Origin of the sequence: Flavobacterium cupriresistens, assembly GCF_020911925.1 — a bacterium.
Lineage (GTDB): Bacteria > Bacteroidota > Bacteroidia > Flavobacteriales > Flavobacteriaceae > Flavobacterium > Flavobacterium cupriresistens.
This window is the reverse complement of the sequence record NZ_CP087134.1, coordinates 5,342,348-5,356,204: the sequence shown is the minus strand read 5'-3', so window position 1 is coordinate 5,356,204 and position 13,857 is coordinate 5,342,348. Positions and strand designations below refer to the sequence as shown.

The window sequence follows — 13,857 nt, the reverse complement described above, 5'->3', positions numbered from 1 at the left end:
CACTAATGCAATTATTAATTGTAAATTGTTAATTATAAATTATTTAGCTTTTATTCTAGCGTCCCAGTAGTGGTTCTTAGTGGTTCAGACAGTTTCCTTTAAGGCTTTAATTTGTAATAGGAGTTTGTCTTTTATCTTAATTCTGAGTTTGGCATAATCATCCCAGTAATCGATTTTATATTTTAATCCTTTATTGGCATACCCGCCAATTTGTTTGATGTATTCCAGTTCCAGTAAAGCTTGCAAATAGCGGTGTATTTGGCTTTTGCTCATATTAAAAGCCTGCCTTATTTCTCTTTGGGTAAAATCCTTGTCTTGGGTTTTAAGGTATTTCTTTACCCGCTCAAAAAACTGCCTTAAACTCCCATCAAGTTCATCCACTTTTAAGATGATACTTTCAAAAAGCACTTCGGTAGCCTGCTCCAAGTCTTCGATCTGAGTGATTAATTTATCGTTTTTAAGTTCTCTATGATGTTGGTTTAAAAGCGTTATCTGCCTTACGATGCTTTGGAACATTTCATTCAATCGTCTTATCTTATGTACTTCCTCAGGAAGCTCTAAGCGGGTAGCAAACGGATTGATCACTTCATAATTTGTTAAAGTCCGGATAATTTGCTGTAATTGTATTTTGGTTTTCTCCTGGTCTTTTGGTTCTATCTCTCCGGCATATTTGCGGTTTTGATAATGGATGATTCTTTGGCTTTGTTCCCCGCTTTCATCCACGGCAAGCAAAAAACTCCGGCTCATATTATCTTCGTACAGTTCGCCTTTAGTGGTGGCTGACAAACTGCTAAAAACGCCTCTTACTTCCTTTTTAGCGGATTTGATATTTCCTTTTTTATCCTTGATACTCACAGAGCTTGAGAGCCTTTGATTGCTGATTAGCTCCCGCATGGCAAACATGGCTTCTTCTTTGAGTCCGTCCAGATCTTCTATAATCAACAGCTTTCCCACTAAATCATATTCGCCCCAGTTGTACAGAGAACTCTCTGTAATTCTTGTAAACCGTAAAACATCTTCAGGAGGGATTAAATCGGCTATCTTACTGATTAAATGCGTTTTTCCGCTTCCTGAGCTTCCCTGTACTATGGCATGAAGGGGGCTTTTGGTTTTGTATGAACTTGCAATGATAAAAAGAAGTAAACGACTGTTTTCTTCTCCGATTATTCCGCTTTTCTCGATCAGTACATTTAATTCCTGCAGTAAATTATTCTGCTTTAAAAAATCAATATTTGTTTTGGGTTTGGTAGTAGTTTTTTCTTCAATTGAAAAAAAAATAAGTTCCTTTCTTTGGTTTAACAGCTCAATGATGATTTCATCTTCATGCAATTGCAGGGTTTCGTTGATGTCTTTATTGGGCAGTTCTATGGTGGATATTTTGTATTGTTTAAGTTGTGAAGCATATTTTTTTACGGCTTCTTCTCCTGCATTATCATTGTCAAAACAAAAAATAATTTCTTCAAGTTCCGTAAGCTCTGCAATGGCTTTTTCTATTTCTTGGCCGAGTCCGTTTGTGCCATAACAAGCCAACAGGCTGTAATTTTGAGCAATTTCACCGATCTGCAGTAAACTGGCACAGTCAATAATACTTTCGGTTAAAATCAGTTTTTTAGTGTTTTTATCGGGGTAATTGGGATAAAGTCCTGTTCTGTTTTTTAAATAGAAGTGTTTGGCTTCTTTTTGGTTTAATATTGATCTAAAATACAGGCTAACGATTTGATTTTCTTTGTTCTTTAATGGAAAAACAATGCATTTGCTTCCAAAAACATTATAGGCTTTTTCGCCTGTTTTACTGATGATATTTCGATCTAAAAGAAGTCCAACAGCCAAACAATTATTAATCAGGGTTTCGTCTCTTCTTGTGCCGTGGTGGAATTGCCCGCCATTAAAACCAACTTGTAGCGTTTCGATATTTAGATTTCTTTCTCTGCAGTAGTCCTTTGCAGGATTGCTGTTAAAAATACCTTTTCTAAAACTTTGGAACATTTTCTCTAAAAAAATACTTTTATTTTCTGTGATTATTTCCGTTTTTTGACTTTGAGATTTAGGCATTGGATTAATTCCTATCAGGGCTACACATTTTAAAATCGCTTCCCGTTTGGTGAGTTTTTCGTAATCCTGAACAAACTGGATAACATCCCCTTTTTTATCGCAAGCATGGCATTTGTAACGGTTTTGTATTGGATTAACTTGCAGACTCGCTGTGTTATCTTCATGGAACGGACAACAAAGCATATTGTTTTTATCAGGTTTTATACTGTAATGATTGAGGATTGTGGCAAGAGTTAAACTTTGTTTGATGTCTTGGATTTCCATACTGAATAACATTTGTGTTAATTTGATACGTAGCAAATGTAAAATATATGTATCAATAAAACAACTTAAGATTTATCAAAAAGATACATATTGCATTATTTGTGCTTTTTAGATAACTTTGACCTAAATAACAACAGTATGCAACACATTGGTAAAAACATAAAAAGAATAAGAGAAGAAAAAGGATTAACACAGCAATCTATAGCTGATCTTATTGCTATGCATCGCTCTAATTATTCAAGGGTAGAAACAGGAGACAGAGAATTATCTCTTGAAGCTGTGGGCAAAATCGCCAAATATTTTAATATGACTATTGACCAACTGGTAAATTTAGAAGGTGAGATTCCGCAGGAAATTACAATTGAAGATAAAACACTAGTAGAACAAATCAAATTAATTCAAGAACTTGAACCCGAGGAAAAAAATATAATCTTTAAAATGGTCGATACTTTTTTAACCCAAAAGAAATTTAAAGATTTCTTCGCTAAAAATGTAGCTTCTCTATAAAACATAAAAAAACCTCGCAATTCGCGAGGTTTTACTTTTATATACTTTGTCGATTCGGGCTTTTATTCTACATTAAATGTTACTATTCCCAATCATTCCATTCTGAATCTTTATTTTCCCGCCACAAACCTTTCCCAACAGCCAAATTTACAGTTGGCTGCAGTGTATCATCAATTCCTAATATTGTACCTAATGGAACTATCCTTATATCTTCTTCTTTAAAATCTGGTCCTGGTCCTGAAAACATTTCCCATACATGATCTTCCCATCTCATCAGTTCGACTATTGTTTTACCTTTTAGAGAATCAATATCGGTTATAACATAAGAATTTTTAGGAACATTCATATTCCAATCCATGTCAAGCCATTTCCAAATAGGATCATTTGCAATAATTGGCTGTGACATTAAAGGTGTATCTAATGTTCTATTCTCTGGAATAATTTGATAAGCAGTAATCTTATCAACATTATAATAATCATAAACACCAAGCATTAACTTTTCACACCATGATGAATCTACTTTATTTAAATAAAATGTATTTTCAGAGAATATAAACTTTGAATCTGCAGTTGATTCAGATTGCAATTGTTGATACACATATCTAAATATTGATTCGTTTTCCTTAATAGAAATGAATCCCCCTGCAATTACTAATTCAAAACCAAATTTTTCAGTTAATCCAATAGAATAAGAATATTCAGGATTTTGACCACCATTTACTAGTGTAAGATGGTAGTCATTATTATTAATACTCGTTTTTATAATCTCTAAAAATTCGCTATTTGTCATTATTGTTTATTTTTTTTTACTGTGTAAATATGTATGACATTCTTTGCAAACTGGAACAGTTTCTGTTCCTCCGTCTGCATGTCGAGTAGGATAATGATGTGATCTAGTATCCTCTGCTTTTGTTTCATTACCACAATTCGTACAATTGTTATCGTTTGCTTCTCTTTCCTCAGCTTTTTGTTTAGCTGTTGGAACTCTTTGTGCAGCCCTCTCAGAAGCAGGTACCGATCCTTTCCCTGTTGGGGATTTTTCAAGTTTCCCTTTCGTACCTCTTTCTGTTGTACTAGGTTCGGAAGTGGTTGATTTCTCTTTAGCATTATTATTAGTTGATTTCTCGCTACCTGAAGCCGTACCAGCAGTTGCATTAGTCGCTGAACTTGAAGAATCATTACCACCTGTCATAGCATCCCAAATCATCACTCCTCCACCAATTATAAGAGAACCAATAGCAACCACACCTGCAGCTGGCTCTAAAACAATTCCTTGCGGTCCAGCACCAGCTATTGATATTGCAGCTGCACCACCTAAACCTGCAGCAATAATTGCAGCACCACGACTTTTTGGTACTGGATCAATACTCTCAGGAGCCATTCCATCGGGATCAATAAAATATACAGGATTATTAAATGCATAATTATAAGGCGAGTGCCTTCTCATTTGTTCCGCCAATGGGTCAATGTTCATCCATCTTCCAAGAGTAGGGTCGTAATTCCTTGCCCCATAGTCATACATGTTAAGTCCCAGCTCATCTTGCAGTTCCTTTCCATTGTACTTATACTTGTTATTTCCTGTGCAATATTTGCCTCACGCGAGAGACTACCTTTTTGTAAGAACGTCTTATTTTTTCAAAAATAGCGTAATTTTTTCTTTCAATTGAAAAAAAATAATCACTAAAATTTCTTTAATCCTTTATTCCCGCTTCTTTACGGATTTGTGCTATCAGTTTTTTTATTCTTTGCTTGGCTCTATAGCGTGTATTTGGGATTTTTATCTCCGCTTCTATATCTTCATAAATTTTACTACTCCAAGTACCTTGTTCCAATAATCTTTTCAGGCAGATTTTCAATAAAATATCAACTGGCTTTAATTCTGTTTTTTGTTTCATTTTTCTTATAAATTAACGATGTGCAAATATGCGCATAAATTAATAAATTTGCTAATTGAGTCCCGACTATCATTAGTCGGGATTTTAACATTTGCTTAAAATCGTGTTTTTGGGTGTTTTTTAAGGTAAAAAAGAAACGGGTAAGAGATAAAAAAAAACATCTTTCGGAGTTAAAATGGCGTACCAAAACCGTATTATTATCAAGGGGCTTTTTTGGGGTATGCCTACGGCAGTTAACGAATTAATAATTTGTAAGAATAATTTAGCGCAATGGATGATGTTTATCAATGGCGCTCTGCAGGGCTTTTATTCCTGTCTGTTTGTATTTTTCGGTAGTATCCAAGTGTTTGTGTCCTGCAAAGGTCTGAACCATCCGTAAATCGTTTCCTTTACTTAAAAGATTCGTTATTACACTTTGGCGGATTGTGGTTGAAGTTAGTTTTTTAGTGTACCTCTTTTGATAGGTACTGATTAAATAAATAATATCCTCTATTTGGATTGGTGTTCCAAGCTTTCCCAGTAACAGCATATTTTTATCTTCTCGATGTGTTTTAAGGGCGTTTCTGTCCGTATTGATGTATTTGTATAACAAAAGGATTTGTTCGGCTTTTAAAGGCAATATTCGGTTATTGGTTAAAGCAGTTGGTTTTATTTCTATGGTTGCCTTTTCTAAATCAATGGCATTTACTTCTAATTCTGTGAGTTCTCCCGATGTTGGGGCTTGATAAACAAGTAAACTTATAATTATTCTGTTTCTTAAAGTCAAAAAAGGATACCGTTCTTTTCTTGGTTCTAAAAGCTCTTGCAGTTCTTTATCAGTAAATAAATCCTGATGTTGTATTGGTGTTTCTTTAGCATCCCTAAACTTGATGCTTTGAGTAGGATTGTCTTTTCTGATACCCGTTTCAATTAAGTACTCATAGTATTTCTTTAAGGCAAAAAGGATACCTCTGAGCGTATTGGCAGGGTAGTTTTTACGTAATTCCTCTATGTACTGCATTACTTTTTTATAACTGTAATGCTCTGTATTTCGGTTTTGAAGCCTAAATTTATTGATGTGGTAATAATAACTTTTAGCCGTTGATTCCTGCAGGTGGCTTTTGAGATAGATTTCTAAATTCATTTCATTTTTAAGTTGTTTATTTTAGTATAAATTTGAGTTGTAGAGAGCCTCGAGTGTCCTAAAAAGTCCCGTACCATTTCAATACTCATATCATTTTCCAGTAAGTGTGTGGCTATACTATGGCGCAGATGATGCAGGCTTATGTCTTTTATTTTTGCCTTTTTAAGCAGCGCTTTAAAGATCAGGTGCATTGTATTTCCTGACATTCTTTTATACTGTTTATTGGTCAAAAAGGCTATTTCCTGCGTATTTATTTGATACCCTAAAAAGAGTTTAAAATCGGCTGTAAGGGTTTTATTTAGGGGGATTACCCGACGCTTTTTACCTTTTCCCTGACGAACAAAAAGCAGTTTCTTTTCGATATGGATATCTTTTTTATTGAGGTTTACCGCTTCGCTTCTCCTGAGTCCGCAACCGTAACAAAGGTGCAGGATCATTTTTTCTTCCCCAGTTTTGCAATGCTCATAAAGTATTTTTATTTGTTCTTGGGTGAGTACCTCTCTTACTTCGTTTCTAGGATTTTTAAGCTTTAAGGTAAAAGGATTTCGCTTGATTTTATGGATTCTTTCCAAATATTCAAAATACATTTTAATCCCCAATAATTGGCTGTAAATATGGCTCTCACTCAGCTTTTCACCACTGGTTTTACTTGTTTTTTGCTGTAAATACTTTTGATATGATTTGATGTGGCTGTCGTCTATTTCAGCGTCCGTTTCTTGGAAAAAAACTAAAAAATGACTGGCATATTTGGGGTAATTGCTGATTATGGTTTGGCAGTACCCTAAGGTCTGCAGTTCTTGTCTAAAGGCATAAATCTTATCTTTCATATACCTATGCTGTTTTTATGGTTGTACTTTTTAGGAACTTGGGACACTAATGCAATTATTAATTGTAAATTGTTAATTATAAATTATTTAGCTTTTATTCTAGCGTCCCAGTAGTGGTTCTTAGTGGTTCAGACAGTTTCCTTTAAGGCTTTAATTTGTAATAGGAGTTTGTCTTTTATCTTAATTCTGAGTTTGGCATAATCATCCCAGTAATCGATTTTATATTTTAATCCTTTATTGGCATACCCGCCAATTTGTTTGATGTATTCCAGTTCCAGTAAAGCTTGCAAATAGCGGTGTATTTGGCTTTTGCTCATATTAAAAGCCTGCCTTATTTCTCTTTGGGTAAAATCCTTGTCTTGGGTTTTAAGGTATTTCTTTACCCGCTCAAAAAACTGCCTTAAACTCCCATCAAGTTCATCCACTTTTAAGATGATACTTTCAAAAAGCACTTCGGTAGCCTGCTCCAAGTCTTCGATCTGAGTGATTAATTTATCGTTTTTAAGTTCTCTATGATGTTGGTTTAAAAGCGTTATCTGCCTTACGATGCTTTGGAACATTTCATTCAATCGTCTTATCTTATGTACTTCCTCAGGAAGCTCTAAGCGGGTAGCAAACGGATTGATCACTTCATAATTTGTTAAAGTCCGGATAATTTGCTGTAATTGTATTTTGGTTTTCTCCTGGTCTTTTGGTTCTATCTCTCCGGCATATTTGCGGTTTTGATAATGGATGATTCTTTGGCTTTGTTCCCCGCTTTCATCCACGGCAAGCAAAAAACTCCGGCTCATATTATCTTCGTACAGTTCGCCTTTAGTGGTGGCTGACAAACTGCTAAAAACGCCTCTTACTTCCTTTTTAGCGGATTTGATATTTCCTTTTTTATCCTTGATACTCACAGAGCTTGAGAGCCTTTGATTGCTGATTAGCTCCCGCATGGCAAACATGGCTTCTTCTTTGAGTCCGTCCAGATCTTCTATAATCAACAGCTTTCCCACTAAATCATATTCGCCCCAGTTGTACAGAGAACTCTCTGTAATTCTTGTAAACCGTAAAACATCTTCAGGAGGGATTAAATCGGCTATCTTACTGATTAAATGCGTTTTTCCGCTTCCTGAGCTTCCCTGTACTATGGCATGAAGGGGGCTTTTGGTTTTGTATGAACTTGCAATGATAAAAAGAAGTAAACGACTGTTTTCTTCTCCGATTATTCCGCTTTTCTCGATCAGTACATTTAATTCCTGCAGTAAATTATTCTGCTTTAAAAAATCAATATTTGTTTTGGGTTTGGTAGTAGTTTTTTCTTCAATTGAAAAAAAAATAAGTTCCTTTCTTTGGTTTAACAGCTCAATGATGATTTCATCTTCATGCAATTGCAGGGTTTCGTTGATGTCTTTATTGGGCAGTTCTATGGTGGATATTTTGTATTGTTTAAGTTGTGAAGCATATTTTTTTACGGCTTCTTCTCCTGCATTATCATTGTCAAAACAAAAAATAATTTCTTCAAGTTCCGTAAGCTCTGCAATGGCTTTTTCTATTTCTTGGCCGAGTCCGTTTGTGCCATAACAAGCCAACAGGCTGTAATTTTGAGCAATTTCACCGATCTGCAGTAAACTGGCACAGTCAATAATACTTTCGGTTAAAATCAGTTTTTTAGTGTTTTTATCGGGGTAATTGGGATAAAGTCCTGTTCTGTTTTTTAAATAGAAGTGTTTGGCTTCTTTTTGGTTTAATATTGATCTAAAATACAGGCTAACGATTTGATTTTCTTTGTTCTTTAATGGAAAAACAATGCATTTGCTTCCAAAAACATTATAGGCTTTTTCGCCTGTTTTACTGATGATATTTCGATCTAAAAGAAGTCCAACAGCCAAACAATTATTAATCAGGGTTTCGTCTCTTCTTGTGCCGTGGTGGAATTGCCCGCCATTAAAACCAACTTGTAGCGTTTCGATATTTAGATTTCTTTCTCTGCAGTAGTCCTTTGCAGGATTGCTGTTAAAAATACCTTTTCTAAAACTTTGGAACATTTTCTCTAAAAAAATACTTTTATTTTCTGTGATTATTTCCGTTTTTTGACTTTGAGATTTAGGCATTGGATTAATTCCTATCAGGGCTACACATTTTAAAATCGCTTCCCGTTTGGTGAGTTTTTCGTAATCCTGAACAAACTGGATAACATCCCCTTTTTTATCGCAAGCATGGCATTTGTAACGGTTTTGTATTGGATTAACTTGCAGACTCGCTGTGTTATCTTCATGGAACGGACAACAAAGCATATTGTTTTTATCAGGTTTTATACTGTAATGATTGAGGATTGTGGCAAGAGTTAAACTTTGTTTGATGTCTTGGATTTCCATACTGAATAACATTTGTGTTAATTTGATACGTAGCAAATGTAAAATATATGTATCAATAAAACAACTTAAGATTTATCAAAAAGATACATATTGCATTATTTGTGCTTTTTAGATAACTTTGACCTAAATAACAACAGTATGCAACACATTGGTAAAAACATAAAAAGAATAAGAGAAGAAAAAGGATTAACACAGCAATCTATAGCTGATCTTATTGCTATGCATCGCTCTAATTATTCAAGGGTAGAAACAGGAGACAGAGAATTATCTCTTGAAGCTGTGGGCAAAATCGCCAAATATTTTAATATGACTATTGACCAACTGGTAAATTTAGAAGGTGAGATTCCGCAGGAAATTACAATTGAAGATAAAACACTAGTAGAACAAATCAAATTAATTCAAGAACTTGAACCCGAGGAAAAAAATATAATCTTTAAAATGGTCGATACTTTTTTAACCCAAAAGAAATTTAAAGATTTCTTCGCTAAAAATGTAGCTTCTCTATAAAACATAAAAAAACCTCGCAATTCGCGAGGTTTTACTTTTATATACTTTGTCGATTCGGGCTTTTATTCTACATTAAATGTTACTATTCCCAATCATTCCATTCTGAATCTTTATTTTCCCGCCACAAACCTTTCCCAACAGCCAAATTTACAGTTGGCTGCAGTGTATCATCAATTCCTAATATTGTACCTAATGGAACTATCCTTATATCTTCTTCTTTAAAATCTGGTCCTGGTCCTGAAAACATTTCCCATACATGATCTTCCCATCTCATCAGTTCGACTATTGTTTTACCTTTTAGAGAATCAATATCGGTTATAACATAAGAATTTTTAGGAACATTCATATTCCAATCCATGTCAAGCCATTTCCAAATAGGATCATTTGCAATAATTGGCTGTGACATTAAAGGTGTATCTAATGTTCTATTCTCTGGAATAATTTGATAAGCAGTAATCTTATCAACATTATAATAATCATAAACACCAAGCATTAACTTTTCACACCATGATGAATCTACTTTATTTAAATAAAATGTATTTTCAGAGAATATAAACTTTGAATCTGCAGTTGATTCAGATTGCAATTGTTGATACACATATCTAAATATTGATTCGTTTTCCTTAATAGAAATGAATCCCCCTGCAATTACTAATTCAAAACCAAATTTTTCAGTTAATCCAATAGAATAAGAATATTCAGGATTTTGACCACCATTTACTAGTGTAAGATGGTAGTCATTATTATTAATACTCGTTTTTATAATCTCTAAAAATTCGCTATTTGTCATTATTGTTTATTTTTTTTTACTGTGTAAATATGTATGACATTCTTTGCAAACTGGAACAGTTTCTGTTCCTCCGTCTGCATGTCGAGTAGGATAATGATGTGATCTAGTATCCTCTGCTTTTGTTTCATTACCACAATTCGTACAATTGTTATCGTTTGCTTCTCTTTCCTCAGCTTTTTGTTTAGCTGTTGGAACTCTTTGTGCAGCCCTCTCAGAAGCAGGTACCGATCCTTTCCCTGTTGGGGATTTTTCAAGTTTCCCTTTCGTACCTCTTTCTGTTGTACTAGGTTCGGAAGTGGTTGATTTCTCTTTAGCATTATTATTAGTTGATTTCTCGCTACCTGAAGCCGTACCAGCAGTTGCATTAGTCGCTGAACTTGAAGAATCATTACCACCTGTCATAGCATCCCAAATCATCACTCCTCCACCAATTATAAGAGAACCAATAGCAACCACACCTGCAGCTGGCTCTAAAACAATTCCTTGCGGTCCAGCACCAGCTATTGATATTGCAGCTGCACCACCTAAACCTGCAGCAATAATTGCAGCACCACGACTTTTTGGTACTGGATCAATACTCTCAGGAGCCATTCCATCGGGATCAATAAAATATACAGGATTATTAAATGCATAATTATAAGGCGAGTGCCTTCTCATTTGTTCCGCCAATGGGTCAATGTTCATCCATCTTCCAAGAGTAGGGTCGTAATTCCTTGCCCCATAGTCATACATGTTAAGTCCCAGCTCATCTTGCAGTTCCTTTCCATTGTACTTATACTTATAAGGATTTACAAACCTGCTATTGTCTGATAAGAACGTTCATTTCTCTATATCCTAGCGGTTCAAATGTAATCTTTTTCATTTAAAAAAAGACGTTATATTTTATTTCGATACTTCTAAAACTGAAAAAACACTAACTCAAATACTTATGAATTAGTGTTTTGTTATTGAGAATTAATATTGAAAATAAATGTAAGTCCTACAGGTTTTGTTCTGAAAGAAGTTCAGACATTTTAATGTCAAGAGCGGTGCAGATTCTTAAAAAGATTTTAATCGAAAAGTTCTGTTTTCCTTTCAATATGCGTCTGATGCTTGCTTCATCAATTTCACACGCAGATGCAAACTCCAAATTAGTTTTGAACTTAGCTTTGGCTCTGGCATTTATGTTATCGCCTAACTTTATTAAAAATTCTTCTGACATTATCCAAAAGTCGAATAATGCCGTTTTAAATCATCGGCATATTTGCCGAATTAGATTTTTAATGCTAAGTTTGCCTGAATTTTAACACATCTTAAAAACCAAAAAATGAACAATCCATTAAAAATTATCGTGAGGGGTGCCGTTCTTGTATTTGCACTTATTTGCTTTGGGGGCTACATGTTCAGTCTTCGTATGAACAATGAATACAGACAAGAGCATCCAAAAACAAAAAACTTAGAGGAACTTAAAGCATGGGCACAGACACAAATCATTCAAGACTATTGCGGAAGATACGCTTATGTAAAAACCATTAACAACGAAACTAGCCAGCAACGAGAACTAAGCCGTGTCAATAACAGCAGATATTTGTATGTTCCGCAAATGGTTCGAAATGTCATTGAGGATAATGACTTGCCTGACAGTTACGCTGACGAATTATTTCACTACGTCAACAACGAAATAGATAAATGCCAATAATCTAGTCATTAAAATAAAGGAGTCTTACTATAGGCTCCTTTATTTTTTAAAGAGGAAAAAACCTATTAATCAGTTCCCGCTGTTGCAGGCTGTCCGCTTTAAAATACTTCTCTGTAGTACCAGGCCACTTATGACCCGCAAGCTCCTGAACATGTTCCAGAGCTAGTTTCTCTTCATTCAGCCAATTGCAGATAACGCTCATGCGGATGGTCTTCGGGTTGAGATTCTTGTCTGGAAACAACGGTTTTAACGGCTCAATCATGGCGTGGATGCTGTTCACTGCGATGGATTTTCCAAGCTTTGTAATAATCAGCTTATCGGTTGCGCTTCTGAGCATTCTGGGTCTGACTTCATTGATGTACTTGGAGAACAGCAGTATCTGCTTTGCCAGCAGTTGCAGTCTTCTGTTGTTGAGGTTGCTGGATGCTTTGATGTAGATAGTTCCTGCATCCAAATCAATATCCTGAACATTGAGCCGTATAATCTCATCGCTGGTTAAACCTTGATAAATCAGCAGATTCAAAAGAACGCTGTTTCGTGTATCCAGATTCTCATATCTGTTCTCACGGGTCATTAGCAGTTGAAGTTCTTCTGAGCTGAACAAATCCTGAACCTGCACAGCCTGATTGCTGTTGACCTTGATATTGAGCTTCCTGCAGGGATGGTCTTCTCTGTAACCGCTCATAATCAGAAAATCGTAGTATTTCTTGATAGCTGAAAGGATAACGACCCGATATTTGGCATTTGTCTGTTGCTTTCCGATTTCTTCCATGTATTCAACGATATTCCTGTATTTGTATCGTTTGGCTTTGGGGTTCATCACTAAAAAGTGATTAATGGCAAACATGTAGCTCTTTACGGTCTGCTCGCTGTAGTTCTGGAGCAGGAAATCTTCAATTTTGAGTTTAGTCATAGGCTTGTTGGTTAAAAGGTTGTAACTGGTTTTCTTCTTTTGTTTTTAACGGCATAGATGTATGTAGTGTTGATTTGTGAGTGACCTAAAAAAACACGTATAAAATCAATACCTGCGTTCTTTTCCATCAAATGGCTGGCAATGCTGTGTCTGAGGCAGTGAAGCGTGATGTCTTTCTGGATTAGCTCATAACTGCTGGTCTGCTCCGTCATTTTCTTTAAGGTGTCGTTGAGATATTCGCCATTCATTCTTTTACCGCTGTCATGGATAAAAAATGCATCTTCAATCTGGTTACTGCCTTTCAGCTTCTCATAACGTTCCTCAGCTATGTATCTTTTGATGTGACCTGCAACCATATCACTCATGGGAACTTCACGTCTTTTGCTTCCTTTACCGTCTCGGACAATGAGCATACCTTTTGAGAGCTGAACATCCCGTGTGTTCAAAGCCACCAATTCCGACCTTCGAAGTCCGCAACCGTATGCCACTGATAATAAAGCCCGTTGTAAATCATTTTCGCAATGCTGGTAGAGCAGTTTTATTTCTTCAACGCTCAGGGCGTTTCTGGAACTTCCGCTGTCTCCTGAATAGCTTGGAATGTAGAAAGCTTTTTCAATCTGCTTATTCTCCAAAAGGTTGAACACAAAGAGTCCTAACGCAAACAGATGGAATTTGATAGTTTTTCCTGAGAGCGTTCCGCTTCCTCTGTGTTTGGGTCTGCTGGTTAAATGCTCGTAATAGCTTACCGATTCTTTGCCTGTAACGCTTTTTATCATAGTGATTCCAGATTCTTCCAGCCAGATAAGAAACTCCAATACAGCATTCTGGTACATTGTGCCTTTTCCCTGCTTGTAGTTCTTCACTTTTACATAGCTGTCAAAATCACTCAGAAGATTCTGAAATGCTGTATTTTTTATCGTTTTTGTCATTGGTTTGTTGTT

The 13,857-nt window shown here is 35.5% G+C and carries 13 protein-coding genes and 2 pseudogenes; 3 read left to right on the top strand and 12 right to left on the bottom strand.

What is annotated here, in order from left to right; translation table 11 throughout:
* Positions 1 to 84: 84 nt before the first annotated feature.
* Positions 85 to 2,316, bottom strand: a complete 2,232-nt coding sequence (locus LNP23_RS21270) for a CHC2 zinc finger domain-containing protein (protein WP_230002789.1) — start codon at positions 2,314 to 2,316, stop codon at positions 85 to 87.
* A 138-nt stretch (positions 2,317 to 2,454) separates the two neighbouring features.
* Here LNP23_RS21270 and LNP23_RS21265 point away from each other — a divergent pair, with 138 nt between their 5' ends.
* Positions 2,455 to 2,823, top strand: a complete 369-nt coding sequence (locus LNP23_RS21265; protein ID WP_230002788.1) for a helix-turn-helix domain-containing protein — start codon at positions 2,455 to 2,457, stop codon at positions 2,821 to 2,823.
* Positions 2,824 to 2,905: 82 nt separating this feature from the next.
* Here LNP23_RS21265 and LNP23_RS21260 read toward each other — a convergent pair whose 3' ends face one another.
* The 6 genes and pseudogenes from LNP23_RS21260 to LNP23_RS21235 form a co-directional block, all read right to left on the bottom strand.
* The gene (locus LNP23_RS21260) at positions 2,906 to 3,613 is read right to left on the bottom strand and encodes a DUF4262 domain-containing protein (RefSeq protein WP_230002787.1); all 708 of its coding nucleotides are present in this window, start codon (positions 3,611 to 3,613) and stop codon (positions 2,906 to 2,908) included.
* A gap of 588 nt (positions 3,614 to 4,201) precedes the next feature.
* Positions 4,202 to 4,393, bottom strand: a pseudogene (locus LNP23_RS23030) (RHS repeat domain-containing protein); the annotation flags it as partial.
* 121 nt (positions 4,394 to 4,514) lie between these two features.
* A complete protein-coding gene (locus LNP23_RS21250) occupies positions 4,515 to 4,718 on the bottom strand; it encodes a hypothetical protein (protein WP_230002792.1) in 204 nt (67 codons plus the stop codon).
* 262 nt (positions 4,719 to 4,980) lie between these two features.
* Complete coding sequence (locus LNP23_RS21245) at positions 4,981 to 5,841, bottom strand: tyrosine-type recombinase/integrase (protein WP_230002791.1); 861 nt, start codon at positions 5,839 to 5,841, stop codon at positions 4,981 to 4,983.
* Positions 5,838 to 6,668 (bottom strand): tyrosine-type recombinase/integrase, encoded by an 831-nt coding sequence (locus LNP23_RS21240; RefSeq protein ID WP_230002790.1) that lies wholly within the window; start codon positions 6,666 to 6,668, stop codon positions 5,838 to 5,840. Before LNP23_RS21240 ends, LNP23_RS21245 begins: the two co-directional genes overlap by 4 nt.
* 128 nt (positions 6,669 to 6,796) lie before the next feature.
* Positions 6,797 to 9,028 carry a CHC2 zinc finger domain-containing protein gene (locus tag LNP23_RS21235; protein WP_230002789.1) on the bottom strand — a complete coding sequence of 744 codons (2,232 nt, stop codon included), beginning with the start codon at positions 9,026 to 9,028 and terminating at the stop codon, positions 6,797 to 6,799.
* A 138-nt stretch (positions 9,029 to 9,166) separates the two neighbouring features.
* On the opposite strand from LNP23_RS21235, the gene LNP23_RS21230 reads away from it, so the two are divergent.
* Positions 9,167 to 9,535: a helix-turn-helix domain-containing protein gene (locus LNP23_RS21230; RefSeq protein WP_230002788.1), complete on the top strand. Its 369-nt coding sequence runs from the start codon at positions 9,167 to 9,169 to the stop codon at positions 9,533 to 9,535.
* Positions 9,536 to 9,617: 82 nt separating this feature from the next.
* On the opposite strand, the gene LNP23_RS21225 is transcribed toward LNP23_RS21230, so the two are convergent.
* From LNP23_RS21225 to LNP23_RS23020, 3 genes and pseudogenes are all read right to left on the bottom strand, one after another.
* Entirely contained in the window at positions 9,618 to 10,325 is a 708-nt protein-coding gene (locus LNP23_RS21225; RefSeq protein ID WP_230002787.1) for a DUF4262 domain-containing protein, read from the bottom strand.
* A 588-nt stretch (positions 10,326 to 10,913) separates the two neighbouring features.
* A pseudogene (locus LNP23_RS23025) lies at positions 10,914 to 11,108 on the bottom strand (RHS repeat domain-containing protein); the annotation flags it as partial.
* Between the two features lie 196 nt (positions 11,109 to 11,304).
* A complete protein-coding gene (locus LNP23_RS23020) occupies positions 11,305 to 11,526 on the bottom strand; it encodes a helix-turn-helix domain-containing protein (protein WP_319624861.1) in 222 nt (73 codons plus the stop codon).
* A 192-nt stretch (positions 11,527 to 11,718) separates the two neighbouring features.
* Between LNP23_RS23020 and LNP23_RS21215 the strand changes: the two genes are divergently transcribed.
* Positions 11,719 to 12,003: a hypothetical protein gene (locus LNP23_RS21215; protein ID WP_230002785.1), complete on the top strand. Its 285-nt coding sequence runs from the start codon at positions 11,719 to 11,721 to the stop codon at positions 12,001 to 12,003.
* Between the two features lie 46 nt (positions 12,004 to 12,049).
* On the opposite strand, the gene LNP23_RS21210 is transcribed toward LNP23_RS21215, so the two are convergent.
* Both LNP23_RS21210 and LNP23_RS21205 read right to left on the bottom strand, forming a co-directional pair.
* Positions 12,050 to 12,916, bottom strand: coding sequence for a tyrosine-type recombinase/integrase (locus tag LNP23_RS21210; protein ID WP_230002784.1), 867 nt, complete (start codon positions 12,914 to 12,916; stop codon positions 12,050 to 12,052).
* 11 nt (positions 12,917 to 12,927) lie between these two features.
* Positions 12,928 to 13,845 (bottom strand): tyrosine-type recombinase/integrase, encoded by a 918-nt coding sequence (locus LNP23_RS21205; protein ID WP_230002783.1) that lies wholly within the window; start codon positions 13,843 to 13,845, stop codon positions 12,928 to 12,930.
* Between the last annotated feature and the right edge of the window lie 12 nt (positions 13,846 to 13,857).

What these genes read in the sequence shown, in the direction of transcription:
- LNP23_RS21245 (WP_230002791.1), bottom strand. Translation starts at nt 5,841, where the DNA reads ATGAATTTAGAAATCTATCTCAAAAGCCACCTGCAGGAATCAACGGCT.
- LNP23_RS21250 (WP_230002792.1), bottom strand. Translation starts at nt 4,718, where the DNA reads ATGAAACAAAAAACAGAATTAAAGCCAGTTGATATTTTATTGAAAATC.
- LNP23_RS21230 (WP_230002788.1), top strand. Translation starts at nt 9,167, where the DNA reads ATGCAACACATTGGTAAAAACATAAAAAGAATAAGAGAAGAAAAAGGA.
- LNP23_RS23020 (WP_319624861.1), bottom strand. Translation starts at nt 11,526, where the DNA reads ATGTCAGAAGAATTTTTAATAAAGTTAGGCGATAACATAAATGCCAGA.
- LNP23_RS21270 (WP_230002789.1), bottom strand. Translation starts at nt 2,316, where the DNA reads ATGGAAATCCAAGACATCAAACAAAGTTTAACTCTTGCCACAATCCTC.
- LNP23_RS21265 (WP_230002788.1), top strand. Translation starts at nt 2,455, where the DNA reads ATGCAACACATTGGTAAAAACATAAAAAGAATAAGAGAAGAAAAAGGA.
- LNP23_RS21210 (WP_230002784.1), bottom strand. Translation starts at nt 12,916, where the DNA reads ATGACTAAACTCAAAATTGAAGATTTCCTGCTCCAGAACTACAGCGAG.
- LNP23_RS21240 (WP_230002790.1), bottom strand. Translation starts at nt 6,668, where the DNA reads ATGAAAGATAAGATTTATGCCTTTAGACAAGAACTGCAGACCTTAGGG.
- LNP23_RS21260 (WP_230002787.1), bottom strand. Translation starts at nt 3,613, where the DNA reads ATGACAAATAGCGAATTTTTAGAGATTATAAAAACGAGTATTAATAAT.
- LNP23_RS21205 (WP_230002783.1), bottom strand. Translation starts at nt 13,845, where the DNA reads ATGACAAAAACGATAAAAAATACAGCATTTCAGAATCTTCTGAGTGAT.
- LNP23_RS21235 (WP_230002789.1), bottom strand. Translation starts at nt 9,028, where the DNA reads ATGGAAATCCAAGACATCAAACAAAGTTTAACTCTTGCCACAATCCTC.
- LNP23_RS21215 (WP_230002785.1), top strand. Translation starts at nt 11,719, where the DNA reads ATGAACAATGAATACAGACAAGAGCATCCAAAAACAAAAAACTTAGAG.
- LNP23_RS21225 (WP_230002787.1), bottom strand. Translation starts at nt 10,325, where the DNA reads ATGACAAATAGCGAATTTTTAGAGATTATAAAAACGAGTATTAATAAT.